This window comes from Dactylosporangium sp. NPDC005555 (assembly GCF_040605635.1).
GTDB lineage: Bacteria > Actinomycetota > Actinomycetes > Mycobacteriales > Micromonosporaceae > Dactylosporangium.
The window spans coordinates 47,819-70,969 of sequence record NZ_JBEXDG010000014.1; the positions used below are offsets into that span (position 1 = coordinate 47,819).

Here is a 23,151-nt window from a genome sequence, read left to right on the forward strand (position 1 = left end):
AAAAAGCGCGTTACCTGGTGGAGGCTCCTCCCGTTGGACATTTCGTAGGGCCCGAGTTGCCGATTCTCTGGCGCACCGCGCACATCATCGTCATCATGGGTCCCACAAGCACATAGCTACAGGGCGCACCTGAAGTAGCCGGGTCCGAGGTCGTAGGGGAAGACGCACCTCGGTCTCCGGGAGGTCATACGTGCCCACGCGTGGCGTCATATATGTTCACTCGTCACCGCTCGCCGTGTCTTCGCACGTCGAGTGGGCGATCGCGCGCGTCCTCGGAGCGCCGGTCAGACTCGAGTGGACGCCGCAGCCTGTCGAGCCGTCGGCTCGCCGGGCTCAATGCTCCTGGTCCGGTGCCACCGGGACCGGGGGCGAGCTGGCGGCTGCCCTGCGGCAGTGGCCGATGATCCGTTTCGAGGTCACCGAGGAGCCGAGCTCCGGGGTCGACGGCGAGCGGTTCATGCACGTGCCGGGGCGCGGGCTCTTCCACGGGTCGACGAGCGCCAACGGTGACATCGTGCTGTCCGAAGACCGACTCCGGCACCTGATCGCGACGTCGCGTGGGTACGAGACGCTCGGCCACGCGATGGAGAAGGCCCTCGGTGGGCCGTGGGACGCGGAACTGGAGCCCTACCGGCACGCCGCCGACGGCATGTCCATGACGCTTCTCACCCGGGTCGGGTAGCCGTCCCCCAAAGCTTGCACGTGCGTGGTTGAGTGGCACAGTGCCGCGTCCCGGAACCATGCCCCGACTGCTGCTGGCCGCTGCCCTGCTCGGTGGTTGCACCGACGGCACGACGGCGTCGCCGGCGCGGTCCGCGGCGGCGCAGGACTCGGCTGTCAGGCCCGGCGGTGACCCGGCCCGGCAGGCCGCCGAGCTCGTCGCGAAGCTGTCCGACGAGGAGCTCGTCGGGCAGCTGCTGATGCCGTACGCGTACGGCAACGCCGCCGACAAGGTCTCCTCCGGGTCCGTCTCGGCGAACAAGGCGTACGCCGGCGCCGGCACCCCGGCGGAGATCGTCAGGAAGTACCACCTCGGCGGGATCATCCTCGTGTCCAGCAGCGCCGACGACCCGACCGCCGGGACGAACAAGACCACGAACGTCGAGTCGACGGCGCAGGTCGCCAAGCTCACCGGTGGCCTGCAGGCGGCGGCGCTGGGGCTGCCCGCGAAGATTCCGCTGCTCATCGGCACCGACCAGGAGTACGGCCAGGTCACCCGCATCCGCGACGGTGTCGTGCAGCTGCCCAGCGCCCTGGCGCTCGGCGCCGGCGGTGACCCGGCGCTGACCGAGGCCGCGTGGAAGGCGGCCGGCACCGAGCTCGCCGCCATCGGGATCAACGTCGACTTCGCCCCCGACGCCGACGTGCTCGGCGCCCAGCCGGGCGGGGTCATCGGCTCCCGGTCCTTCGGCAGCGACCCGAAGCTCGTCGCCGGGCAGGTGACCGCCGCCGTGAAGGGTCTGCAGGCGGCGGGGGTCGCCGCGACCGTCAAGCATTTCCCGGGTCACGGGCACACCACTGTGGACAGTCACAGCAGCCTGCCCGTCCTGAGCCAGAACATGGGGGCGTTGCAGGAGGGCGACCTGCCGCCGTTCGTCGCCGCCGCGGGGGCGGGTGTCGGCCTGGTCATGTCGGGCCATCTCGACGTGAAGGCGATCGATCCGGGTGTGCCGGCGTCGTTCTCCGGCAAGGTCCTCATCGACCTGTTGCGCACGAAGCTGGGATACCAGGGTGTCGTGATCACCGACGCGCTGAACATGGAGCCCGCGGAGCGGTGGGGTCCCGGCGAGGCCGCGGTCCGGGCCGTGCTGGCCGGCAACGACATCCTGCTGATGCCGCCGAAGCTGACGGAGGCGTACAAGGGGCTCCTCGACGCGGTGCGCTCCGGGCGGCTGCCGAAGCAGCGCCTGGTCGAGGCCGCGACCCGCATCCTGACGCTGAAGTTCCGCCTCGCGGCCGTGCCGCGGCCCGACGCGTCGGTCGTCGGCGGCGATGCCGGGAAGGCCGCCGCCCGGGCGAGCGCCGCCGCGGCCGTCACCGTCCTGCGCGGCCCCTGCTCCGGCGCCGTCGTCACCGGCCCGGTCCGGGTCACCAGCGCAGGCAGCGAGACCGCCCGCGGCTGGCTCGAGGCCGCCCTGACCGCCGCCGGCGCGACCGTGGTCCAGCAGGGCGGGTCGGAGATCCGGCTCGTCGGGTACGGCAAGGGCACCTCCGACCTTTCGGGGTCGGCGGCGGTGACCGTCGCGGTCGACACCCCGTACGTGCTGCGGTCGGCGAAAGGGACCCTCCTCGCCACGTACTCCTCCTCACAGGCGTCGATGCTCGCCCTCGCCGATGTCCTGGTCGGCAAGGCGAAGGCACCCGGACGCTCGCCGGTGCCGGTCCAGGGACTCCCGGCGACCGCCTGCGGCTGAGGCCCGCACCGCGGCAGCGGCGGCCACCGTTCGGTGGATGCCTGTCGCGCAGATCGGATGTCTCCGCGTTGACGTCCGGCGATGTCCGCCGTCTTCCCGCGTCACGGACGCACCCGCCCGGCGGTTGCGGGACAGGGGCATGCATCGGGACCGTGGTGTCAGCACCGGTGCAGGTAAATGGGGGAGATTCTCGATGCCGAACCACGTCATGCACGTCGTCGCCCACCCCGACGACGACCTGTTCTTCATCAATCCCGACGTCTCCGCCTCGATCGCCGCGCAGCTGCCGGTGGTCACGGTGTACGCCACCGCGGGGCAGCTCACCGGCAACGGCAGCACCGACGGGCAGCGGGCCCGCAACCGGCAGCTCGGGGTCATGGCCGCGTACGCGCAGATGTGCGGGATCAGCACACCCGTGTGGGCGGGGGACGCGCTGTGGGTGTCCGGCCGGCAGGTCGAGCGGTACGTCCTGCAGGGCACCACCGCACCGGTCGAGCTGATCTTCGTCAACCTGCCCGACGGCGGGCTCGACGCGGTCAACGCCGGGCAGAGCCGGTCCACGGTCCTCGTCACCGGTGGGATCGTCACCCGCTCGTTCAGCTGTGTGAAGGCCGACGTCGTCGGGGTCCTGGCCGGGTTGATGGCCCGCTACCAGCCGAGCGTCGTGCACACCCTCGACCCGCTGCCCGACGCCAGGTACGCGCCCGATCACGCCGACCACATCGCCGTGGCGAAGCTCGCCGCGCAGGCCGCCGCCGTGCACTGCGACGCGCTGCCGCTGGTCAACCACCGCTGCTACACGATCCAGGACTCGCCGCCGGACCTGCACCCCGTCGACCGCGCCGCGAAGCAGTCGATGATCAACGCGTACGCGGCGTTCGACAGCGGCGTGTACAACACCGGCTGGGTCGACTCGACGTACCTGCGCTGGCCGCGGGGCAGTTCGTGGGTCGGCCGCAACGCCGACGGCCGGCTGCAGCTCTTCGTCGTCCGCGGCGGGGTCCTGTGGACGTGGTGGCAGTCGATCGGCGGGGCGTGGAACGCGCCGGTGGTGCTCGGCGGCGCCGGCGGGGAGCTGGCGCCCACGATCACGGCCGGGGTCAACGCCGACGGCCGGCTGCAGGTGTTCGGGCGGCGCCTCAACGACCACAAGATCGTCACCACGTACCAGACGGCGGTGAACGGCGGTTGGGCCACCTCGTGGGCGGATCTCGGCAACCCGAACGCCGCCTACGGCAACGCCGACCAGGTCGGCGCGGCCACCTGCGTCCTGCTCGGCAACGGGCGGATCCTGCTGACGGTCCGCAACGGCGGCGGCGGGGTGTCCGCGAAGACGCAAACGGCCGCCAACGCGGGTTTCCCGTCGACGTGGGCGGACCTCGGCGGCAGCGACGTGCAGGGCGAGCTGTCGGCGGTCACGAACCCGGGCGGCTGCGTCGAGCTGGTCGCGTCGACCCGGACGGGCATCCTGCACTGGTACCAGAACACCGTCGGCGGCACGATCGTGCTCAACACGACGTTCCCGGGGACGGGACCGGCGTCGCCTCCCGGGACGGTGCTGCTGCAGGACGGCACCGCCGCCGTCGTCTACCGGTCCGTCGGCGGTGAGGTCGTGATCAACCGGCAGACGGCGCCGTCCGCCGGGTGGAACGCGGCCGTGACCGCCGCCGGTCGTCCCGGCACCACGGGACCGGTCGTCACCGGCCGGGACCCGATGCTGCTGAGCCGCACCTGCGGCGGGGTGCTGTCCGTGGGCGTGTACACCGGCGGCGCGTGGACGTGGAGCGACCTGGACGGTGGCCCGTTCATCGACACGCCGGCCGTCGCGGTCGACTCGGCGGGGGTGGTCCTGCTCGCCGCCGTCGGCATGGACGGCGGCCTGCGCGTCAGGACCCAGGTCGCGCCCGGCGTCACCCAGCCCTTCGGCCCATGGCAGACCCTGCCCGCCTGAACGCGGGCACCGACGCGCACAACAGTGCGGGCACCGACGCGTAGGGCAGTGCGGGTGGCGACGCGCAGGACAGTGCGGGTGGCGACGCGTAGGGCAGTGCGGGTGGCGACGCGCAGGACAGCAAGAAGGGCCGGGGCGATGCCCCGGCCCTTCTTTGGCGGAAACGTCAGGCGCGGGCGAAGACCAGTGCCGCGTTGTGGCCGCCGAAGCCGAACGAGTTGTTCAGCGCGGCGGGGATGTCGAGGTGGCGGGCCTTGTGCGTGACGACCTCGAGGTCGAGCTCGTCGTCGGGCTCGTCGAGGTTGATCGTCGGCGGGACGATCCCGTGGTAGATGGCGAGGATCGTCGCGATCGACTCGACCGCGCCGGCGGCGCCGAGCAGGTGCCCGGTCATCGACTTGGTCGACGTGAGCAGCGGGTGGTCGCCCAGGGCGCGGTGCAGCGCCTTGATCTCGGCGAGGTCGCCGACGGGCGTCGAGGTGGCGTGCGCGTTGACGTGGACGACGTCGGACTTGGCGACCCCGGCGTCGCGGAGCGCGAAGTCGATGGCCCGGACGGCGCCGTCGCCCTCCGGGTGCGGCTGCACGATGTCGTACCCGTCGGAGGTGAGCCCGGCGCCGGCGAGCCGGGCGTAGATCCGCGCGCCGCGGGCACGGGCGTGGTCGGCGCGCTCCAGGACGATGACGCCGGCGCCCTCGCCGAGGACGAACCCGTCGCGGCCCTTGTCCCAGGGGCGGGACGCCCGCTCGGGCTCGTCGTTGCGGATCGACATGGCGCGCATCGAGGCGAACCCGGCCATCGGCAGCGGGTGGATCACCGCCTCGGTGCCGCCGGCGACGACGACGTCGGCCCGGCCGAGCCGGATCAGGTCCAGGGCGTGCGCGATGGCCTCGGCGCCGGTGGCGCAGGCGCTCGCGACGCAGTGCACGCCGGCCTGCGCGCCGAGCTCCAGGCCGACCCACGCGGCGGGGCCGTTGGGCATCAGCATCGGCACGGTGTGCGGTGACACCTTGCGCGGGCCGCTGGCCTCCAGGATGTCGTCCTGGGCGAGCAGGGTCTGGGCGCCGCCGATGCCGGTGCCGACGCTGACGGCGAGCCGCAGCTTGTCGACCTCGGGGGAGCCCGCGTCGGCCCACGCCTCACGCGCGGCGATGATGGCGGTCATCTCGGAGCGGTCCAGGCGGCGGGCCTGGACGCGGTCGATCACCGTGCTCGGCTCGACGGCCAACTGCGCGGCGATCCGCACGGTCAGCTGCGCGGCCCAGTCCTGGGTCAGCAGCGACACACCCGACTTCCCGGCGAGCATGGCATCCCACGTGGACGCGACATCCCCGCCCAGGGGCGTGGTGGCCCCGAGTCCGGTGACGACGACCTCAACACTCACAGCACAACACCTCTCTGGCTGACCCACATGACGCGGTCTCGGGCAGGTCCGGGGTGACCGTCCAGACCCGAGACCGCGGCAACGGCTCTCAGGCCTGCGACTTCACGATGTACGACACGGCGTCACCGACGGTCTTGAGGTTCGGCACCTCGTCATCCGGGATCTTCACGCCGAACTTCTCCTCCGCCGCCACCACGACCTCGACCATCGACAGCGAGTCGACGTCCAGGTCGTCGGTGAACGACTTCTCCTCGGCGACGTCGTCGGGGTTGACCCCGGCGACCTCTTCGAGGATTTCGGCGAGACCGCCGGCGATCTCTTCACGGGTGGACATAGAGCTTTCCTTCCTTGGGTGGACGCAACCTCGACGCGAAGTCGAACGCTGGTGAAACAGAGAACGCTGAAACACAGAGGGTGCCCTACGGGCAGCGGACGACCTGGCCCGCGTAGGTCAGGCCGCCGCCGAAGCCGAACAGCAGAACCGGCGCGCCGGAGGGTACCTCACGCCGCTCGATGGCCTTCGACAGTGCGAGGGGGATGCTCGCCGCCGACGTGTTGCCGGACTCGACGAGGTCCTTGACGATGATCGCGTTGGGCAGGTCGAGCCGCTTCACGATGCCGTCGATGATGCGGGTGTTGGCCTGGTGCGCGACGAACGCGGCGATGTCCTTGCCCTGCACGCCGGCGCGGTCCATGGCGGCCTGCGCGTAGGGCGCGATGGCGGTGGTCGCCCACCGGAACACCGACTGGCCCTCCTGCTTGATGTACGGGTGCCAGCCCTCGATCTTGAGCACGTCGCCCTTTTCGGGCGCGGAGCCCCAGACGACCGGGCCGATGCCGGTCGGCTCGTCGCCGTAGGTGGCGGTGACGACCGCGGCGCCGGCGCCGTCGCCGAAGAGGACGGCGGTGGTCCGGTCGGTCCAGTCGACGACGTCGGAGAGCTTCTCGGCGCCGATGACGAGGGTGTTGCGGCTGGCGCCGGCGCGGATCGCGTGGTCCGCGCTCGCCAGGCCGTAGCAGAACCCGGAGCAGGCGGTGTTCAGGTCGTACGCGGCGGGCGCCGTGATGCCGAGCTTCGCCGCGACGCGGGTCGCCACGTTGGGGCAGCGGTCGATGGAGCTGCAGGTCGCGACGACGACCTGGTCGATGTCGGCGGCGGTGAGGCCGGACGCGGCGAGGGCCTTGCCGGCGGCGGCGGTCGCCATGTCGGCGACGGTCTCCGCGCCGGCGACGCGGCGCTCGGCGATGCCGACCCGGTCACGGATCCACGCGTCGTTGGTCTCGATCACCTTGGACAGGTCGTCGTTGGTGACCACCTGCGACGGCTGGTAGTGCCCGAACGCGAGGATCTTGGACCCCGTCGGCTGGTTCATAGCTGGTCTCCAATGCGAGCGAGCGGCTGGCCGGGCGCGACCGGATCGTCGAGGGTGACGAGCCATTCGGCGAGCACGCCTGCGCCGTGGGTGGTGACGTCGACCGGGCCCTGCGGGGTCTGCACCGCGCCGATGCGCTGCCCGTCGCCGACCTCGGCGCCTTCGGCCAGGCCTTCGGCGGGGGTGAACGTGCCTGCCGCCGTCGCCAGGACCACGTTGCCCTGGGGGTGCGGCTCGAGGACCGGGTGGGCGCCGTGCCGGGTGATCACGTCGCGGGCGGCGGCCAGGTCGTCCGGCGTGTTGACGGTGACGATGTCGATGCCCTTGATGGTGCGCTTGACCAGGCCGGCGAGGGTGCCGGCCGGGGCGAGCTCGATGACGGCGGTGACGCCGAGGTCGGCGAGGCGGGCCATGCACAGGTCCCAGCGCACCGGCGCGGTCACCTGCTTGACCAGGCGCTGCAGCATGCTCGGGCCGTGCTCGACGACGGTGCCGTCGCGGTTGGACAGCAGGATCTTCGTCGGCGTGGACACGGTGACGCCGGCGGCGATCGCGGCGAGGGCGTCCTCGGCGGGCGCCATGTAGGGGGTGTGGAACGCGCCGGCGACCTGCAGCGTGATGATGCGGGTGCGGGCCGGCGGCGCGGCGGCGAGCTTCTCCAGGCCGCTCAGCGAGCCGGCGGCGACGACCTGGCCGGCGCCGTTGCGGTTGGCCGGGTGCAGCCCGGCGGCCTCGACGGCGGCGAGGACCTCGTCGGGGTCGCCGCCGAGGATCGCGCTCATCCCGCTCGGCTCGAGGGCGCACGCGGCGGCCATCTCCCGGCCGCGGACGGCGGCGAGGGTGACGGCGGCCTCGGGGCTGAACACCCCGGCCAGATGGGCCGCGGCGAGCTCACCGACGCTGTGCCCGGCGATGACCGTCGCGTCGTACATCGGCAGGTGCTCCGCCGCGAGCAGCGCCGCAGCGACGAGCAGCGGCTGGGTCTTGGCGGTGTCCCTGATCTCCTCGGCGTCCGCCTCGGTGCCGAGGTGGACCAGATCGACGCCCGCGAGGACGGACCACCAGCGCAGGCGGGCCTCCGCGCCGGGCAGCGCGAGCCACGGAGTCAGGAAGCCGGGTTTCTGGGAGCCTTGCCCTGGGGCGAGTACGGCGAGCACGTCTATGACTTTTCCGGATTTCCGTCAATCGCGCGGGTAGCGCGACGCACCAAAGTGGACCACGTCGTTTGTAGGAACCCTACAAGAGTTTGCGTGGTGTTGCCCCAACAGCATGATGCCGTCACCCACCGCAATTCTATGTTCACCTGCCCTGCGACCTGCGTCACCACGGCGATGAAATCGGTCACTGCGGCGGCGGGCTCGACGGTGCCGGCGCGAACGGATCCAGTCTGCCGATCGTCAGCGCGATCCGCAGGGCGAACGCGTCACGAGGCACCAACGGGACGAACCCGGTGACCTCGCCGATGCGCCGCAGCCGGTACCGCACCGTGTTCGGGTGCACGAACAGCCCCCGGGCGGCGCTCTCCAGGACACCACCGCCGGCGTAGAACGCGTCGAGGGTCTCCAGGAGCTCGCCGCCGGCGCGGACCAGGGCGCCGTAGATGTCCTGCCGCAGGATCCGCCGCGCCTCCGCGTCGCCGGCGAGGGCCCGCTCGGGCAGCAGGTCGGCGGCGGCGACGGGGCGGGGCGCGGCCGGCCACGCGGGCGCCGCCCGGAACCCGGCCAGGGCCGCGCGGGCCGACTCGGTCGCCTCGTCCAGCGACGGTACCGCCGGACCGACGACGACCGGTCCCTCGCCGAAGCCCACGAGCAGCCGCTCGGTCGCCGCGATCGGGTCGGGGGCGCCGCCGAGGACGACGACCAGGCGGTCGCCGTGGACGCCGCCGAGGATCTCCACGCCGATCCGGCGGGCCGCCCGGTAGACGGTGTGCAGGACCGCGGTCGCCTCCCCGCCCGGCGACCGGCCGACCGCGACCGCCACCGGCGGCGCGTCCGCCCAGCCCAGCGCCGCGGCCCGGCTCGCCAGGACGTCGGAGGAGTCGCCGCGCAGCAGCGCGTCGACGAGCAGCGCCTGCAGCCGGGCGTCCCAGGCGCCCCGGGTCTCCGCGGCGCGGGCGTAGACGCGGGCCGCGCCGAACGCGACCTCGCGGCTGTAGTGCAGCACCGCCTCGCGGATCCCGGCCTCCTCGCCGTCGGCGGCCAGCAGCGGCAGCTGCTCCTCGACGACCTCGATCGTCACCCTGATCAGCTGGACCGTCTGACCCAGGTTGATCGAGCGGGCCAGGGCGCGCGGCGCGGCGTCGAAGAACTCGTCGGAGTTGTCCGGCGGCAGCGTCCCGCCCTTCTGCCGGTCGCGCAGCCACTCGACCAGGGACCGCACGCCGGCCTGCGCGACGAGCATCACCCACGCCCGCTGGTCGGCCGGGAGCTCCCGGAACCAGGGCAGCGTCTCGTCCATCCGCGCCACGCTCGCGGTCGCGAGGGCGCCGGCCGCCCGCTCGATCGAGCGCACGCTCGCCTCGAGGCTCCTGCGGCTGTCGCGCCCTCCCGGCAGCTCCTGGTTCGTCACCCGCACAGCTTTCCATCGCCGGGCCGCCGACCAGAAGCCGCGCCGGATCTTTCGTCCACCGGCTGCCGGACGCGTGCCCCGCCGGACCGTCCGACGGGCCGCCGGACGCGTGCCGCGCCGGACCGTTCATCGCCTGGCCGCCAGCCAGAAGCCGCCATAGATCCCGGCCTCCTTCGACGTCTGCCGCAGCCCGTCCGGGCCGTCGATCAGGCGCCGCCCCCAGTCGGTCCGCTTTCCCGGCCGGAACCCCTCGACCATGTCCAGGTAGTGGTACTCGGCGCTGTTGCCGCTCCACGCCCAGCCCAGGTAGCCGAGGTCGTGCAACCGGCAGTACGCCATGATCGCGTCCTCGTCGGGGTCGCCGTACTGGTGGATCGCGGAGAACTCGCCGACGACGATCGGCAGCCGCTGCCGGACGAACGGGTCGAGGTAGTCCGACACCTTCTGCGCGGTGTTGAACGGCCCGTACATGTGCACGTCGAAGATCGTGTTGTGCTCGGGGTCGGAGGCGAACACCTCGGCGGCGTGGTCGCGCATGACGTGGAAGGAGTCGTTGCCCCAGTTCGGCGCGTCGACCATGATCGCGTGCAGCAGCCCGGCGGAGCGCAGCCGCTGGATCGCCCGCTTCGTGTCGCCGATCCAGTCGACGTTCACGGCGTGCCCGGAGGGCTCGTTCGCGATGTTGACCACGACGTACGACTCCTGCCGCAGCAGCACCTTGCGCAGGGTCAGCCAGTAGTCGACGGCCTGCGCGATCGTCGCGGCCCCCGGCTCGGTGCCGTAGCCCATCGTGTCGTGCACGTCGAGCACGCAGATCAGCCGGTTCGCCCGGCACTCGCCGATGATCCCGGCGACCTCCGCCGGGGTCGTCGCCGGGAAGGTCGTGCCGCTGGACAGCGCGACCCGCACCGAGTTCGCCCCGGAAGCCTTGATGTCCGCGAACACGGATTTCGGGCCCTGGTTGAAGTACCACCCGTGGTTCACCCCGCGCAGCACCAGGCGTTCCCCGTTGGCCTCGACGAGATGCCCGCCGTCGGCCTTGATGCCGCTCGCGCCGTAGGCGGGCTCCACCGAGACGTATGCGGCGCCCAGCAGTGACAGCAGGAGGGCGAGGAACGCCGCTCTGATCAGCACGGCCCGCCGCTACCCGCCGATCTGCCCGCGAACCGCCGAAAGGGAAATTGACAGGTCGACCGGGGTCCCTCCCCCCGGGTAATCTGGAGATCACGTAGCGTGGCCAAGATCGCGGAGAGGCGGGCTGTGGAGTCCAAGTCGGCCGAGCTGGCGTCCGAGCAGCAGCACTTCGACCTCGCCCGCAAGCACCGCGAACGCGTCCGGGCCGAGCTCGGCGCTGCTCCCGACGCCGCCGCCAACGCCGGCGCGGGCCGCCGCCTCGCCGTCTTCCGCCGCAGCCGCAAGGAGGCGATCGCCCCGCCGGAGGAGCAGGTCGCGTTCGGCCGGATCGACTGCCTGCCCGCCGACCCCGGTGTCGACGACACGTTCTACATCGGCCGGGAGACGATCTTCGACGACCAGCGGCAGGTCCTCGTCGTCAACTGGCAGACCCCGATCGGCACCCTCTACTACGAGGCGACCCACGAGGACCCGCGCGGCCTGCAGCGCAAGCGCACGTTCCAGTGCGCAGGCAACCAGATCAGCGACTTCGACGACGTCGTCTTCGCCCAGCTCGCCGCCGCCGTCGCGGAGCTCGCGGGCCCCGACGACGCCCTGCTCGCCGAGCTCGACCGGGCCCGCACCGGCGCGATGACCGACATCGTCGCCACCATCCAGGGCGCCCAGTCGCGGCTGATCCGCTCATCCCTGGACCAGGTGCTCGTCATCGAGGGCGGCCCCGGCACCGGCAAGACCGCCGTCGCCCTGCACCGCGTGTCGTGGCTGCTGTACAACCACCGCGACCGCCTCAAACCGCAGGACGTCCTCGTCGTCGGCCCGCACCCTGCCTTCACCCGCTACATCCGCACCGTGCTGCCGAGCCTCGGCGACGCCGACGTGGCGCAGCTGGACATCGACCAGCTCGGCCCGCCGGTGCAACGTGGACGGCCGGAAGCGGCGCAGACCCGCAGGCTGAAGGGTGAGGCGCGGATGGCCCGGCTGCTCTCCCGGGCCCTGGAGAACCGGGTCGGCACCCCCGAACCCGCCGAGCGGATGCTCTTCGACGGCGCGTTCGTCACCCTCTCCGGCGTCGAGGTCGCGGCCGCCGTCGCCGCCGCGCGTCAGGCCGGCGGCTCGTACGCGCAACGCCGCCAACGCCTGAGGGCCCAGCTCGGCGACCTCGTCCGCGCCCGCGGCGGCCCCGTCGACCCGGAGCGGCTCGGCCCGGTCGAGAACCTCCTCGAACGTCTCTGGCCCCTGCAGAGCGCCGCCGCGTTCCTGCGCACCCTGCTCGGCTCCCGGGCCAGGCTCGCCAACGCCGCCGCCGACGAGTTCACCCACGACGAGCTCGCGCTGCTGCACCGCCGCGGCGCCGACAAGCTCTCCGAGCAGATCTGGAGCAACACCGACCTGCCGCTGCTCGACGAGCTCGAAGAACTGCTCAACGGCGTGTCGCGCAGCTACAAGCACATCGTCGTCGACGAGGCCCAGGACCTCTCACCCATGCAGCTGCGCGCCGTGGCCCGCCGCAGCTCGACCGGCTCGCTCACCGTCGTCGGGGATCTCGCCCAGTCCACCGGCGCGTGGGCCCGCGACCACTGGGGCGAGGTCACCGAACACCTGCCGTCGCGGCTGCCCGAGGTCGTCGTCGGGCTGCGGTACGGCTACCGCGTCCCCCGCCAGGTGTACGAGCTGGCCGCCGAGCTGCTGCACGTCGCCGCCCCCGACGTCGAGCCGACCAGGGCCGTGCGTGAGGGCCCCGCCGACCCCGGCGTCCACGTCGTCGAACCCGCCGAACGCGCCGGCCGGGCCGCCCTCATCGCGAAGGACCACGCCCTCGGCGGCCGCTTCGTCGGCATCGTCTGCCCCGCCGCCTGCCGGGCCGAGCTCGAGTTCGCCCTGCACGCCAACGACCTGCAGTGGGGCCGCGCCGACCAGGGCGAGCTCGACCACGCCATCAACCTCGTCAGCCCTCAGGAGGCGAAGGGCCTGGAGTTCGACGCCGTCATCGTCGTCGAGCCCGAGGAGATCGTCGCCGAGGACGACCGCGGGCACCGGCTGCTGTTCGTCGCCCTCACCCGCACGATCCGCTTCCTGGACATCGTCTGCGCCGGCGACCCCCTGCCGATCGAACCCGGCCCCGACGTCACCGCCAGGATCCCCCGCCAGCGGACCGTCGTCGAACCCGACGCCGACCCGACCCTCGACATGACCCAGCTGGACCGCCTCGCCGAGGACCTCGCCGCCCTGATCACCGGCGGCGCTCCGGTCCCGATGTGGGACGAGGTCCTGCAGCGCACCGCGGCCCTGCTCGACGAGCGCGCCGACCGCCCCCACCCCTCGGGCCGCCACCGCCGCGACTGACCTGCCTCGGCTTCCGCCGCGGCGGCCCGCCGGCGCCGCGACCTCAGCGGGTGACCATGCGGTCGATGGCCGCCGAGTCGAGGCGGCGGCCCACCACGGAGTCGACGATCCGGTTGGTGACGGACTCCTTCGTCGCCTTGCTGGGGAGGGCGACGCCGAGGACCTTGGCCAGTTCGCGCAGCTGCGGGACGGTGAGGCGTTCGTCGTTGAGGTACTGGACGGCGGCGGCGCGGGTGCCGATCTCCGACAGCATCTGCTCGATCTCGGCGACCGGCCGGGACAACGGCTTCGCGGAAGCGGCGGGCCGGGTGGGGGCGGTGCGGCCGCCGCGGGGGACCAGCGTGAGCGCCGCGGCGCCGGTGGCGAGGTCGGCGAGTTGCGAAGCCGGCAGGGACTTCACGAACGCGGCGACCTTGAGCAGCACGTCGTGTGCGAGGTCGGCGGGGTCGGTCATCGCGGTGACACTCCTCAGATCCGGGTGCGCGCCAGGAACTCGCTGGTCAGCTGCTGGAACTCGTATCGTAGGGTCTCGATCGACGCGGTGCCGGGCGGGGCGAGGACGACGGGGAGGCTGCGCTCGCCGGCGTCGGTGACGGCGGTCTTGTTGTCGCGGACCGTCTGGCGGAAGACGGGGATCTCGATGCGGGAGGTCTCGTTGACCGACGTGCGCTGCGAGATGAGGGGGCCGGCGCCGGTGTACTGGACCATCGTGTACACGACGCCGACGATCTCGGGGTTGATCGGGTGGGGGGCGACGGCGTTGTACTCCTCGACGAGGCGGGTCATGCGGGCCCGCAGGTAGTCGATGCCGCGGGTGGACAGGTAGTCGGGGCGGGCCGGGACGATGACGTGGTCGCTGGCGACCATCGCGGTGCGGGTGACCATGTTGAAGTTGGGCGCGCAGTCGATGAGGATCGAGTCGTAGCCGTCGAACGCGTGGTCGGTGAGGGCGTCGGCGACGAGCCGGTGCACCGGCAGGTAGCGGGGGTTGCCGGTCTGCAGCCGGGCGCCGCCCAGCGCCGCGGCCAGGTTGAGGTCGACCTCGATGAGCCCGAGGTCCCCGGCGAGCAGGTCCAGCCGGCCGCCGAGGGGCTGCACCACGGCGTTGACCTCGCGCGGGCTCACCACGTACTTGTGCAGCGGCTCGGCGACGCGGGTGGCGAGGTACCCGTCGAACCACGGCAGGATCGTGGGCCGGGACTCGAACTCGGCGGGCCGGTAGAACGAGAACGTGAGGCTCGCCTGCGGGTCGAGGTCGATGAGCAGGACCTTGCGCCCGCGGGCGGCGAGCTCGGCGCCGATGTTGGCCGTCAGTGTGGTCTTGCCGACCCCGCCCTTGTAGTTGATCACGGAGACCACGCTCATGCCGCCGCCTCCGCTGACGCTCCAGCGTCGGCCTGAGCCAGTAGCCGCGTCATGATTCGCGGCCCTCCGCTGCGCTCCAGCCCGCTCATGGCAGCAGCATGACATCGGCGCGTGCCGTTGTCGTCCCTCGATCGTGGCGGTTAGGCTGTCTTTCCTATCTGTGAACTAGGTAAGGGGGCGGGGGATGGCGTTACCGGACTTCCTGGTCGCCGGGGTACCGAAGGCCGGCACCTCGGCGCTGCACGCGGCACTGGTGCGACACCCGCAGCTGTTCCTGCCGGAGGTCAAGGAACCCAAGTTCTTCCTGTCCGACGGCCCGCCGCCCGACCGCGGCGGGCCCGGCGACCGGCAGACCTACCAGGAGCACGTGTGGCGGCGCGCGGACTACGAGGCCCTGTTCGCCCCGGCGCCGCAGGGCACGCTGCGCGGCGAGGCGACGCCGTTCTACCTGTACGACCTGGCGTCGCACGATCGCATCCAGCGCCTGATCCCCGCCGCGAAGATCGTCCTGGTGCTCCGCGACCCCGTCGACCGCGCCCACTCCAACTGGTCCCACCTGTGGGGCGCCGGCCTGGAGCCCGAGGCGGACTTCCTGCGCGCCGTCGAGCTGGAGGAGACCCGCAGGGCCGCCGGCTGGGCGGACTTCTGGCACTACACGGCGCTCGGGCACTACGGCAGCCAGCTCCGGCACCTGCTCCAGCGCTTCCCGCGGGAGCAGGTGCTGCTGCTGCGGTACAAGAGCCTCCGCGACGATCCGGGCGCCACCGTGGACCGGGTCTGCGCCTTCCTGGGCGTCGCCACCGGGCACGTCGCGCGGATCCCGCCGGAGAACGTCCGCCGGTACGTCGCCGACACGCGGGCCAACGCGGGCCTGCGCTTCCTGCTGCGCAACGGTGGGAAGATCGGGCATCGCTTCCCCGTGCCGGTGCGCCGGGCGTTCAGCACCCCGCTGCTCGCGCTGCTGCACCGTGAGCACGGCCGGCGACCCAGGGTCACCGCCGAGCAGCGTGCCGCGCTGCTGCCACGGTTCGCCGAGGACATCGAGCTGCTGCAGGAGGTCTCCGGCGAGTCGTACGCCGACTGGCTGAGCCTCGAGCACGCCAGCAACTACCACTAGGAGCTTCTCTTGGTCGCGCTGCCCCGCCTGACAGGTTCCGCCGTCGTCGTCGCCCCGCCCGCCGGCGGCCCCGGCAACTGGGCCGGCGGCCCGAGCGCCGTCACGCACGATGCGTCGGTGTTCCTGGCGTACCGGCTGCGCAGGCCGATCGGCTCGGGCCGCGGGTACGCCAACGTCATCGCCCGCGCCGACGACGGCGTGCACTTCACCACGGTCTCCGAGGTGTCCAGGGAACGCTTCGGTGGCGCGTCCCTGGAACGCCCCGCACTCGTCGTCACCCCCGAGGGCAGATGGCGCCTGTACGTGAGTGTCGCCACCCCCGGCACGAAACACTGGCGGGTGGACCTCCTGGAGGCCGACGAGCCCGGGAAGCTCGGCGAGGCACCGGCGCTCACGGTCCTGCCCGGCTCGGACGAGATCGGCGTCAAGGACCCGGTCCTGCACTTCGACGGCCACCGCTGGCACCTGTGGGCGTCGGCGCACCCGCTGGAGACCGCCGAGCACGCCGACCGCATGTCCACGTGGTACGCCACCAGCCCCGACGGCATCGACTGGACGTGGCACGGCGTCGCCCTCGCCCCCCGCCCGGGCACCTGGGACGCCCGCGGCGTCCGCCTCTCCGCCGTCACCGTGTCGGACGGGGTCCTGCGCGCCACGTACGACGGCCGCGCCACCGCGGAGGAGAACTGGGAGGAACGCACCGGCACGGCGACCGGGGTGCTCGGTGCCGACGGCCTGTTCGGCCCGCTGACCGCCTCGGACGCCGGCCCGTGCGGCTCGCCCCACGCCCCGCACGGCCTGCGCTACCTGACCACGATCCCCGGCCGCCTGTACTACGAGGTCACCCGCGAGGACGGCGCCCACGAGCTCCGCACGGAGCCCACGCAGTCCTGAATGCCGAGGAAACCACATGGCTGCGGCGGCCATCGTCCAGGCCGGCGATCAGGCGTTGACATCGATGGCGCGGGCTAGCCTGGAGTGGTGGACCGACTGGAGCAGCTGCGTGATCCTTCGTCGTGGCGGCGGGCTGTCGTGCTGGTGCGACGGTTCCGACAGGAGCCGGGGACGGCAAACCTGCGCCGGTTCGCCCCGTTGGCCGAGGCCGTCCTGCGCGAACGTGCTGCGCTGCATGAACTTGACGACGAGGCGCTGTCCGAGCGCGCCGGGCGCACGGCGAACACAGATCTTGCCGATGACGGCGATCTGGTGGGATATCTCGCGGTCGCGAGCGAGGTCGCGCGGCGCCGGCTGGGGATGGAGCCGTTCGAGGTGCAGTTGCTGGCGGCGGTGAGCATGCTCCGCGGCCGGGTGGTGGACATGGAGACCGGTGAGGGCAAGACCCTGGTGGGGTTCCTTGTCGCGGCCGGGCTGGCGGTGACGGGCCGGCGGGTGCACGTGCTCTCGGCCAACGACTATCTGGCCGGTCGGGATGCCAGCGCGGGGGCGACCCTGTTCGAGGCGTTCGGGCTGTCGTGCGCGGCGGTGGTCGACGGCATGGACCACGCCGACCGGCGGGCTGCGTACCGCAGCGACGTGGTCTACGCGACCGTGCACCAGGTGGGGTTCGACCTTCTCCGCGACCGGCAACGGTTCGAGGACGCGCAGCGGCTGGTGCCGGACCTCGACGCGGCGGTGATCGACGAGATCGACGCGGTGCTGCTCGACGACGCGATGGTCCCGCTGGTGATCGCCGGGGACGGCGAGCCGCGGCCGGAGGAAGCGTCGCTGGCCGGGGTGGTCGCGGCGATGACGGCGGGCGTGGACTACGAGGTCGACGGCGAGCGGCGCAACGTGTCGTTCAACGAGGCGGGGATCGCGGCGCTGGAGGAGCACCACGGCGTCGACGACCTGTACGCCAAGGATCACGTCGGCCTGCTGACCGCGGCGCATGTGGCATTGCACGCACACGCGCTCATGGAATGCGACGTGCACTACATCGTGGCCGAGGGTCAGGTGCGGCTGGTCAACGACGCCCGCGGTAGGGTCGCCGACCGTCAGCGGTGGCCGGACGGCCTGCACGCCGCGATCGAGCGCAAGGAAGGCCTCGAGGTGACCGCGCCGGCCGAGGTGCTCGACCAGATGCTGGTCGAGACCGTGGCCCGTGGCTACCGGGTCATCACCGGGATGAGCGGCACCGCGCTGGACGCCTCCGTTCGTCTCGCGGAGGACCTGGACCTGCGCACCGGCGCGATCCCGACCAACCGGCCCGGCATCCGCGTCGACGAGCCCGACCGGCTCTATCTGACGGCCGAGCAGCGCGACGCGGCCGCCGCCGACAGAGTGCGGGCCGCTCATGCGGCCGGCCAGCCCGTGCTGATCGGCACGGCGAGCGTGGCCGACTCCGAACGCTTCGCCGTGCTCCTGGCCGACCGCGGCGTCGATGCGGTCGTGCTCAACGCCAAGAACGACGCCGCCGAAGCCGGGATCATCGCCCGCGCCGGGGAGCACGCGGCCGTCACCGTGTCCACGCAGATGGCCGGCCGTGGCGTCGACATCCGGCTCGCCCCGCAGGCCGTCGCGGCGGGCGGACTCCTCGTGCTCGGACTCGGGCGGTACGACAGCGCCAGGCTCGACCATCAACTCCGCGGCCGGGCGGGCCGGCAGGGCGACCCGGGTCGTTCGGCGTACTACACCAGTCTCGACGATGACGTGGTGACCGAGCACCTGGTCATCAACATGGACCCGCGAACGGTGGACGCGGACGGGAGGGTCCGCGACAAACGGTTCCGCCGGATCTACGATCACGCCCAGCGCGTCGCCGAGGGCAAGCTCCTGCAGCTGCATCGCACCACCCGCCGCTACCACACGGCCACCGACCAGCACCGGCGGCTGCTGCTCGACACCCGCGAACGACTCCTCACCGACCCGACCGCGCTCGAGGACTACCTGGCGCACGTCTGGACCGCCGGCTCCGACCAGCCGCACCGGTGGACCCGACCGGCCCGGCGCCGGCTCGCGACCGAGGTGGCGCTCTACCACCTCGACCGCGCCTGGACCCGGCACCTGAATCTGCTCGCCGAGGTCCGCGAGGGCATCCACCTGCGGGTACTCGGCCGCCAGGACCCGCTCGACGAGTTCAACCTCATCGCCACCGACGACTTCCGCGCCCTGGCACAAGCGGCCGCCGCGGCCACCCGGCACACCCTCGACGCGGCATCCGAGAACGCCACGACCCTCGCCGACCTCGGCCTGCGACGTCCCTCCTCCACCTGGACCTACATGGTGGCCGACAACCCCTTCGGCTCCGAGGCCGACCGTTTCTTCGAGTTCATCGGCCAAGCGCTGCGCGGCAGTCAGCCCCCGGCCATTTCCTACACCTGATCGGAGGCTGCAAGGATGGGCCGGTGAGCGGCCCCGACCTCGTCCTGATCCTGCGGTACCGCAAGGCGGTGACGTACGGCTTCCACACGCTGCTCGCGGCGCTGGAGGAGCACGCCACCGACACCCGGTACGAGGTGGTGTTCGCCGAGTCGGCGCAGGCGACGATCGAGGCGATCACCAGCCGCCAGGGCCGCAAGCTCGTGCTGTGGTCGTTCTACTCGCCCGACGCGGCGGCGCTCGCCGAGGAACTCGCGACCATCAAGCGGCAGGCGCCCGGGGCGGTGCACGTCGCCGGTGGGGTGCACGCCACGGCGGAGCCGGTGCAGACCCTCGACGCGGGCTGGGACGTCGCCGCCGTGGGGGAGGGGGAGCGGACGTTCCTCGATCTCGTCGACAGCGGCGGGGACCCGGCCGGGATCACCGGGCTCGTCTACCGCGACGAGCACGGGAAGCTCACGCGCACGGGCAAGGCGCACAAGGAGCCGCTCGGCACCTATCGGGCGTTTCCCCTCACGTACAAAAGGATGAACCCGATCGAGATCACCCGGGGCTGCATCTACGCGTGCAGGTTCTGCCAGACGCCGTTCATGTTCTCGGCGCGGTTCCGGCACCGCAGCGTGGAGAACGTGCGGTGGCACGTGGACCGGATGCGGGAGCTGGGGAAGCGGGACGTGCGGTTCATCACCCCGACGTCGCTGTCCTACGGGACCGACGGGGAGGAGCCCGACCTCGCGGCCGTCGAGGAGCTGCTGGCCGGCTGCAAGGAGGGGATCGGGCCGGACGGGCGGGTGTTCTTCGGGTCGTTCCCCAGCGAGATCCGCCCCGAGCACATGACCGTCGACGCGTTGCGCCTCGTCAAGCGGTACTGCGCCAACGACAACCTCATCGTGGGGGCGCAGTCCGGGTCGGAGCGGGTCCTGGAGGCCGCGAAACGCGGGCACGACGTCGAGTCGGTGCGGCGGGCGGTGCGGATCGGGATCGCCGAAGGGTTCCGGATCAACGTCGACATGATCTTCGGCATGCCGGGGGAGGACCCGGCGGACGCGGCGGCGTCGCTGAAGCTCGCGCAGGAGCTGGCGGACCTCGGCGCCCGCATCCACTCGCACGTGTTCATGCCGCTGCCGGGCACGCCGTGGCGGGACGCGCCGCCCGGGGACGTCGACCCCGAGACGATCCGCGCGGTGTCCCGGCTCGCCCAGCAGGGCGCGCTGTACGGCCACTGGCAGAAGCAACGCGAGCACGCCACCAGGCTCGCCGCCGCCGCGGTCGAATACCCGAGACCCGGCCGCAGCCGCACGCTGCTGCCGATGACGGAGCGCGCGGTCGCGGAAAGCCGGCCGTCCGAAGGGGCGTGACCAGCGCGAGAGGGAAGGCGGCGGCTCGGCATCCTGGCAGCCGTCCGGGTTCCCCCGGCCGTCAACGGGCCGGGGTCGTGACCGCGGCGACCATGGCCGAGCGTGGCGAGCGGGTGCCGAGCAGGTCCCGGGAGTACACGGCGAACGTGTAGTCCGTCGAGCCGCGCAGCCGCGGCAGCGTCACCGTCGCCCGGCTCGTCGTCGCGACCCGGGTCTCCACCGCGCCCTCCACGGCGACGACCTGGTAGGTCGCGTAGCGCCGGGGTTTCCAGCCGATGGTGACCGTCGAGCTGGTCACGTCCAGCACCCGGACGTCCTGCGGCGCCTTCTTCGGGGGCGCGGCCACGGCGTTGCGGTAGATCGTGGCCTCGCGGGTGTCGGTGGTCAGGCCGTTGGGGCCGGAGATGAAGCGGCGGCCCCAGGCGGTGAGCTTCGCCGCGTCGAAGTCGTGGACCAGGTCCAGGTAGCTGAACTGCTTGTCGTTGCCGCTCCACGACCAGCCGAAGTAGCCGAGCTCGCGGGCCTCCGCGTACGCCATGATCGCGTCCTCGTCGGGGTCGCCCCACTGGTGCTCGCCGGAGAACTCGCCGATGAGGATCGGCAGGCGGCGGTCCGTGAACGAGCTCAGGTAGGCGTTGACCTTCGCGGCGGTGCCGAACTCGCCGTACATGTGGATGTCGAACAGGGTGTTGCCCAGCGGGTCGGCGTCGCGGACCTTCTCGGCGTTGTCGCGCATGACGAACGACTCGTCCTGGCCCCAGCCGGGCGCGTCGACCATCAGCGCGTGCTTGAAGCCGGCGGCGCGCAGCGCGCGGATCGCGTCGGAGGTCTGCTGGGTCCACGGCATCGTCGAGCCGTTGCCGAACGGCTCGTTGGCGACGTTGACGATGATGTGGTCCTCCTGGCCGGCGAGGACGTCGCGCAGGCCGAGCCAGAACTGGACGGCCTGGGCGACCGTCGCGGCCTTCTTGTCCTGCCCGAAGCCGGTCGTGTCATGGGCGTCGAGGATGCAGATGAGCCGGTTCGCCCTGCAGAGGCCGACGACCTTCGCGACCTCCTCGGTGCCGCTGCGCCGCCACTGATGACCGATGCCGAGCGGGATACGGACGGCGTTGGCGCCGGCGGCCTTGATGGCGGCGAACGCGCTGTTGCGGTCCGGATACCACATGACGTCGTGGTTGACGCCACGCAGCACGAGGTCGCTGCCGTTGGCCTCGACCAGGCGCCCGTCCCGCACATGGATCCCGGTGTGCGCGGCGACGAGAGCGTTGGCCTTGGCCGGTGCCAGCAGGGCACCGGCGAGCACGGCGAGCACGACCAGGCTTCTCACGAGGCGAACCGCTACCCGCGCGGGCCCGGGTTACACCACCCGACGAGGTGACCGGGCCCGGCGGGGTGCTACTGCAGCTTGGCGAGCGCGGCGCGCAGGCGGGCGAGCGTCCGGTCGCGGCCGAGGACCTCGAGCGACTCGAAGAGCGGCAGCCCGACGGACCGGCCGGTGACCGCGACCCGGATCGGCGCCTGCGCCTTGCCGAGCTTCAGCCCACGCTCGGCGCCGACGGCCTCCAGGGTCGCCTTCAGCGACTCCGCGTCCCACGCCGCCGTCCCGAACGCCGCGACCGCCGCGCCGAGCAGGTCGGCCGCGCCGTCCTTCATCGCCTTCGCCCACGCGGCCTCGTCGACCGCCGGCTCAGGCAGGAACGCGAAGTCGACATTCGGCACGATCTCGGCGAGCAGCGCGATGCGGGTCTGCGCGTGCGGGGCCAGGGCGTCGAAGACCTTCGGGTCGTAGTCGGCCGGGTCCCACGGGGGAGCGGTGACCGGGGTCCCGCCGGGCGCGACCGGGGTGCCGGTCAGCCACGGCCGGCACGCGTCGGCGAACGCCTCGGGGGACAGGGCGCGGATGTACTCCCCGTTGAACGCCCGGAGCTTCTTCTCGTCGAAGAACGCCGGCGACGGGTTGACCTCCTCCAGACGGAACTCGTCCTCGATCACGGACCAGGGCACGATCTCGCGGTCGCCTGCCGGTGCCCAGCCCAGCAGCATCAGGTAGTTGCGCATCGCGTCGGCGAGGTAGCCCTCGTCGCGATACTGCTCCAGGGCCACCTTGTCGCGCCGCTTCGACAGCTTCTGGCGCTTCTCGTTGACGACCACCGGCACGTGCGCCCACACCGGCGGGGTCCGGCCCAGCGCCGCCCACAGCAGCTGCTGCTTCGGCGTGTTGGGCAGGTGCTCCTCGGCGCGGATGACGTGGGTGATGCCCATCGTCATGTCGTCGACGACGTTGGCGAGCAGGAACACCGCGGAGCCGTCGGCGCGGGCGATGACGAAGTCCTCGATGAGCTTGTTGTCGAATGTGGGCTCGCCGCGGACCAGGTCGACCACCACGGTCGAGCCCTCGTCGGGGGTGCGGAAGCGCAGCGCGCGGCCCTCGCCGGGGCCGAGCCTCCGGTCGCGGCAGAAGCCGTCGTAGCCGCGGAACTGGGCGCCTGCGCGCTCCTGGATCTGCTCGCGGGTGCAGTCGCAGTAGTACGCCAGCTCGCGGGTGTAGAGCTCGTGCGCGGCGGCCGTGTGCTGCTCGGCATAGGTCGACTGGAAATACGGACCCTCGTAGGTGTCGCGGGCGATGCCGATCCACCCGAGGGCGTTGAGGATGCCCTCGGTCCACTCCGGACGGTTGCGCGCGGCGTCGGTGTCCTCGATCCGCAGCACGAACACCCCGCCCTGCTGCTTGGCGTAGATCCAGTTCTGCAGGGCCGAACGGGCACCGCCGACGTGGAACATCCCGGTCGGGGAGGGGGCGAAACGCACGCGAACCGTCACACC

At 72.4% G+C, this 23,151-nt stretch carries 18 protein-coding genes; 8 read left to right on the forward strand and 10 right to left on the reverse strand.

Annotated elements, in window-relative coordinates; all coding sequences use genetic code 11:
- The first annotated feature begins 190 nt into the window (after nucleotides 1-190).
- The 3 genes from ABZS58_RS18130 to ABZS58_RS18140 all read left to right on the forward strand — a co-directional run bounded on the left by ABZS58_RS18130 (nucleotide 191) and on the right by ABZS58_RS18140 (nucleotide 4,365).
- Complete coding sequence (locus ABZS58_RS18130; RefSeq protein WP_354782756.1) at nucleotides 191-682, forward strand: DUF3145 domain-containing protein; 492 nt, start codon at nucleotides 191-193, stop codon at nucleotides 680-682.
- Between the two features lie 58 nt (nucleotides 683-740).
- The gene (locus tag ABZS58_RS18135; protein ID WP_354782758.1) at nucleotides 741-2,414 is read left to right on the forward strand and encodes a glycoside hydrolase family 3 N-terminal domain-containing protein; all 1,674 of its coding nucleotides are present in this window, start codon (nucleotides 741-743) and stop codon (nucleotides 2,412-2,414) included.
- A 193-nt stretch (nucleotides 2,415-2,607) separates the two neighbouring features.
- Entirely contained in the window at nucleotides 2,608-4,365 is a 1,758-nt protein-coding gene (locus ABZS58_RS18140; RefSeq protein WP_354782760.1) for a PIG-L family deacetylase, read from the forward strand.
- Between the two features lie 166 nt (nucleotides 4,366-4,531).
- Here ABZS58_RS18140 and fabF read toward each other — a convergent pair whose 3' ends face one another.
- From fabF to ABZS58_RS18170, 6 genes are all read right to left on the reverse strand, one after another.
- Complete coding sequence (fabF, locus tag ABZS58_RS18145; RefSeq protein WP_354782762.1) at nucleotides 4,532-5,749, reverse strand: beta-ketoacyl-ACP synthase II; 1,218 nt, start codon at nucleotides 5,747-5,749, stop codon at nucleotides 4,532-4,534.
- A gap of 88 nt (nucleotides 5,750-5,837) precedes the next feature.
- Nucleotides 5,838-6,083 carry an acyl carrier protein gene (locus ABZS58_RS18150; RefSeq protein ID WP_203847813.1) on the reverse strand — a complete coding sequence of 82 codons (246 nt, stop codon included), beginning with the start codon at nucleotides 6,081-6,083 and terminating at the stop codon, nucleotides 5,838-5,840.
- Between the two features lie 85 nt (nucleotides 6,084-6,168).
- Nucleotides 6,169-7,122 (reverse strand): beta-ketoacyl-ACP synthase III, encoded by a 954-nt coding sequence (locus tag ABZS58_RS18155; protein WP_354782765.1) that lies wholly within the window; start codon nucleotides 7,120-7,122, stop codon nucleotides 6,169-6,171.
- The gene (locus ABZS58_RS18160) at nucleotides 7,119-8,279 is read right to left on the reverse strand and encodes an acyltransferase domain-containing protein (protein WP_354782767.1); all 1,161 of its coding nucleotides are present in this window, start codon (nucleotides 8,277-8,279) and stop codon (nucleotides 7,119-7,121) included. Before ABZS58_RS18160 ends, ABZS58_RS18155 begins: the two co-directional genes overlap by 4 nt.
- 184 nt (nucleotides 8,280-8,463) lie before the next feature.
- Complete coding sequence (locus tag ABZS58_RS18165) at nucleotides 8,464-9,690, reverse strand: helix-turn-helix domain-containing protein (RefSeq protein WP_354782769.1); 1,227 nt, start codon at nucleotides 9,688-9,690, stop codon at nucleotides 8,464-8,466.
- A 126-nt stretch (nucleotides 9,691-9,816) separates the two neighbouring features.
- Nucleotides 9,817-10,824, reverse strand: a complete 1,008-nt coding sequence (locus tag ABZS58_RS18170) for a cellulase family glycosylhydrolase (RefSeq protein ID WP_354782771.1) — start codon at nucleotides 10,822-10,824, stop codon at nucleotides 9,817-9,819.
- Between the two features lie 126 nt (nucleotides 10,825-10,950).
- On the opposite strand from ABZS58_RS18170, the gene ABZS58_RS18175 reads away from it, so the two are divergent.
- On the forward strand, nucleotides 10,951-13,167 hold the full coding sequence (locus tag ABZS58_RS18175) for a UvrD-helicase domain-containing protein (RefSeq protein WP_354782773.1): 2,217 nt from the start codon (nucleotides 10,951-10,953) through the stop codon (nucleotides 13,165-13,167).
- A gap of 43 nt (nucleotides 13,168-13,210) precedes the next feature.
- Here ABZS58_RS18175 and ABZS58_RS18180 read toward each other — a convergent pair whose 3' ends face one another.
- Together ABZS58_RS18180 and ABZS58_RS18185 are read right to left on the reverse strand one after the other, a co-directional pair.
- Complete coding sequence (locus ABZS58_RS18180; protein WP_354782775.1) at nucleotides 13,211-13,621, reverse strand: hypothetical protein; 411 nt, start codon at nucleotides 13,619-13,621, stop codon at nucleotides 13,211-13,213.
- Nucleotides 13,622-13,635: 14 nt separating this feature from the next.
- Entirely contained in the window at nucleotides 13,636-14,532 is an 897-nt protein-coding gene (locus ABZS58_RS18185) for a ParA family protein (protein WP_354782777.1), read from the reverse strand.
- A gap of 184 nt (nucleotides 14,533-14,716) precedes the next feature.
- On the opposite strand from ABZS58_RS18185, the gene ABZS58_RS18190 reads away from it, so the two are divergent.
- The 4 genes from ABZS58_RS18190 to ABZS58_RS18205 all read left to right on the forward strand — a co-directional run bounded on the left by ABZS58_RS18190 (nucleotide 14,717) and on the right by ABZS58_RS18205 (nucleotide 20,325).
- Nucleotides 14,717-15,649: a sulfotransferase gene (locus ABZS58_RS18190; RefSeq protein WP_354782779.1), complete on the forward strand. Its 933-nt coding sequence runs from the start codon at nucleotides 14,717-14,719 to the stop codon at nucleotides 15,647-15,649.
- A 9-nt stretch (nucleotides 15,650-15,658) separates the two neighbouring features.
- Nucleotides 15,659-16,543, forward strand: coding sequence for a hypothetical protein (locus tag ABZS58_RS18195; protein ID WP_354782781.1), 885 nt, complete (start codon nucleotides 15,659-15,661; stop codon nucleotides 16,541-16,543).
- A gap of 87 nt (nucleotides 16,544-16,630) precedes the next feature.
- Complete coding sequence (gene secA2, locus ABZS58_RS18200; RefSeq protein ID WP_354782783.1) at nucleotides 16,631-18,970, forward strand: accessory Sec system translocase SecA2; 2,340 nt, start codon at nucleotides 16,631-16,633, stop codon at nucleotides 18,968-18,970.
- A 23-nt stretch (nucleotides 18,971-18,993) separates the two neighbouring features.
- Nucleotides 18,994-20,325, forward strand: a complete 1,332-nt coding sequence (locus ABZS58_RS18205) for a TIGR04013 family B12-binding domain/radical SAM domain-containing protein (RefSeq protein ID WP_354782784.1) — start codon at nucleotides 18,994-18,996, stop codon at nucleotides 20,323-20,325.
- A gap of 61 nt (nucleotides 20,326-20,386) precedes the next feature.
- On the opposite strand, the gene ABZS58_RS18210 is transcribed toward ABZS58_RS18205, so the two are convergent.
- Both ABZS58_RS18210 and gltX read right to left on the reverse strand, forming a co-directional pair.
- Entirely contained in the window at nucleotides 20,387-21,655 is a 1,269-nt protein-coding gene (locus tag ABZS58_RS18210; protein WP_354782786.1) for a cellulase family glycosylhydrolase, read from the reverse strand.
- Nucleotides 21,656-21,723: 68 nt separating this feature from the next.
- On the reverse strand, nucleotides 21,724-23,148 hold the full coding sequence (gltX, locus tag ABZS58_RS18215) for a glutamate--tRNA ligase (protein WP_354782788.1): 1,425 nt from the start codon (nucleotides 23,146-23,148) through the stop codon (nucleotides 21,724-21,726).
- Nucleotides 23,149-23,151: the final 3 nt, after the last annotated feature.

Excerpts from the sequence above, each read along its gene's own strand:
- ABZS58_RS18135 (WP_354782758.1), top strand. The coding sequence starts at position 741 with ATGCCCCGACTGCTGCTGGCCGCTGCCCTGCTCGGTGGTTGCACCGAC.
- ABZS58_RS18140 (WP_354782760.1), top strand. The coding sequence starts at position 2,608 with ATGCCGAACCACGTCATGCACGTCGTCGCCCACCCCGACGACGACCTG.
- ABZS58_RS18150 (WP_203847813.1), bottom strand. The coding sequence starts at position 6,083 with ATGTCCACCCGTGAAGAGATCGCCGGCGGTCTCGCCGAAATCCTCGAA.
- ABZS58_RS18155 (WP_354782765.1), bottom strand. The coding sequence starts at position 7,122 with ATGAACCAGCCGACGGGGTCCAAGATCCTCGCGTTCGGGCACTACCAG.
- ABZS58_RS18180 (WP_354782775.1), bottom strand. The coding sequence starts at position 13,621 with ATGACCGACCCCGCCGACCTCGCACACGACGTGCTGCTCAAGGTCGCC.
- ABZS58_RS18185 (WP_354782777.1), bottom strand. The coding sequence starts at position 14,532 with ATGAGCGTGGTCTCCGTGATCAACTACAAGGGCGGGGTCGGCAAGACC.
- ABZS58_RS18190 (WP_354782779.1), top strand. The coding sequence starts at position 14,717 with ATGGCGTTACCGGACTTCCTGGTCGCCGGGGTACCGAAGGCCGGCACC.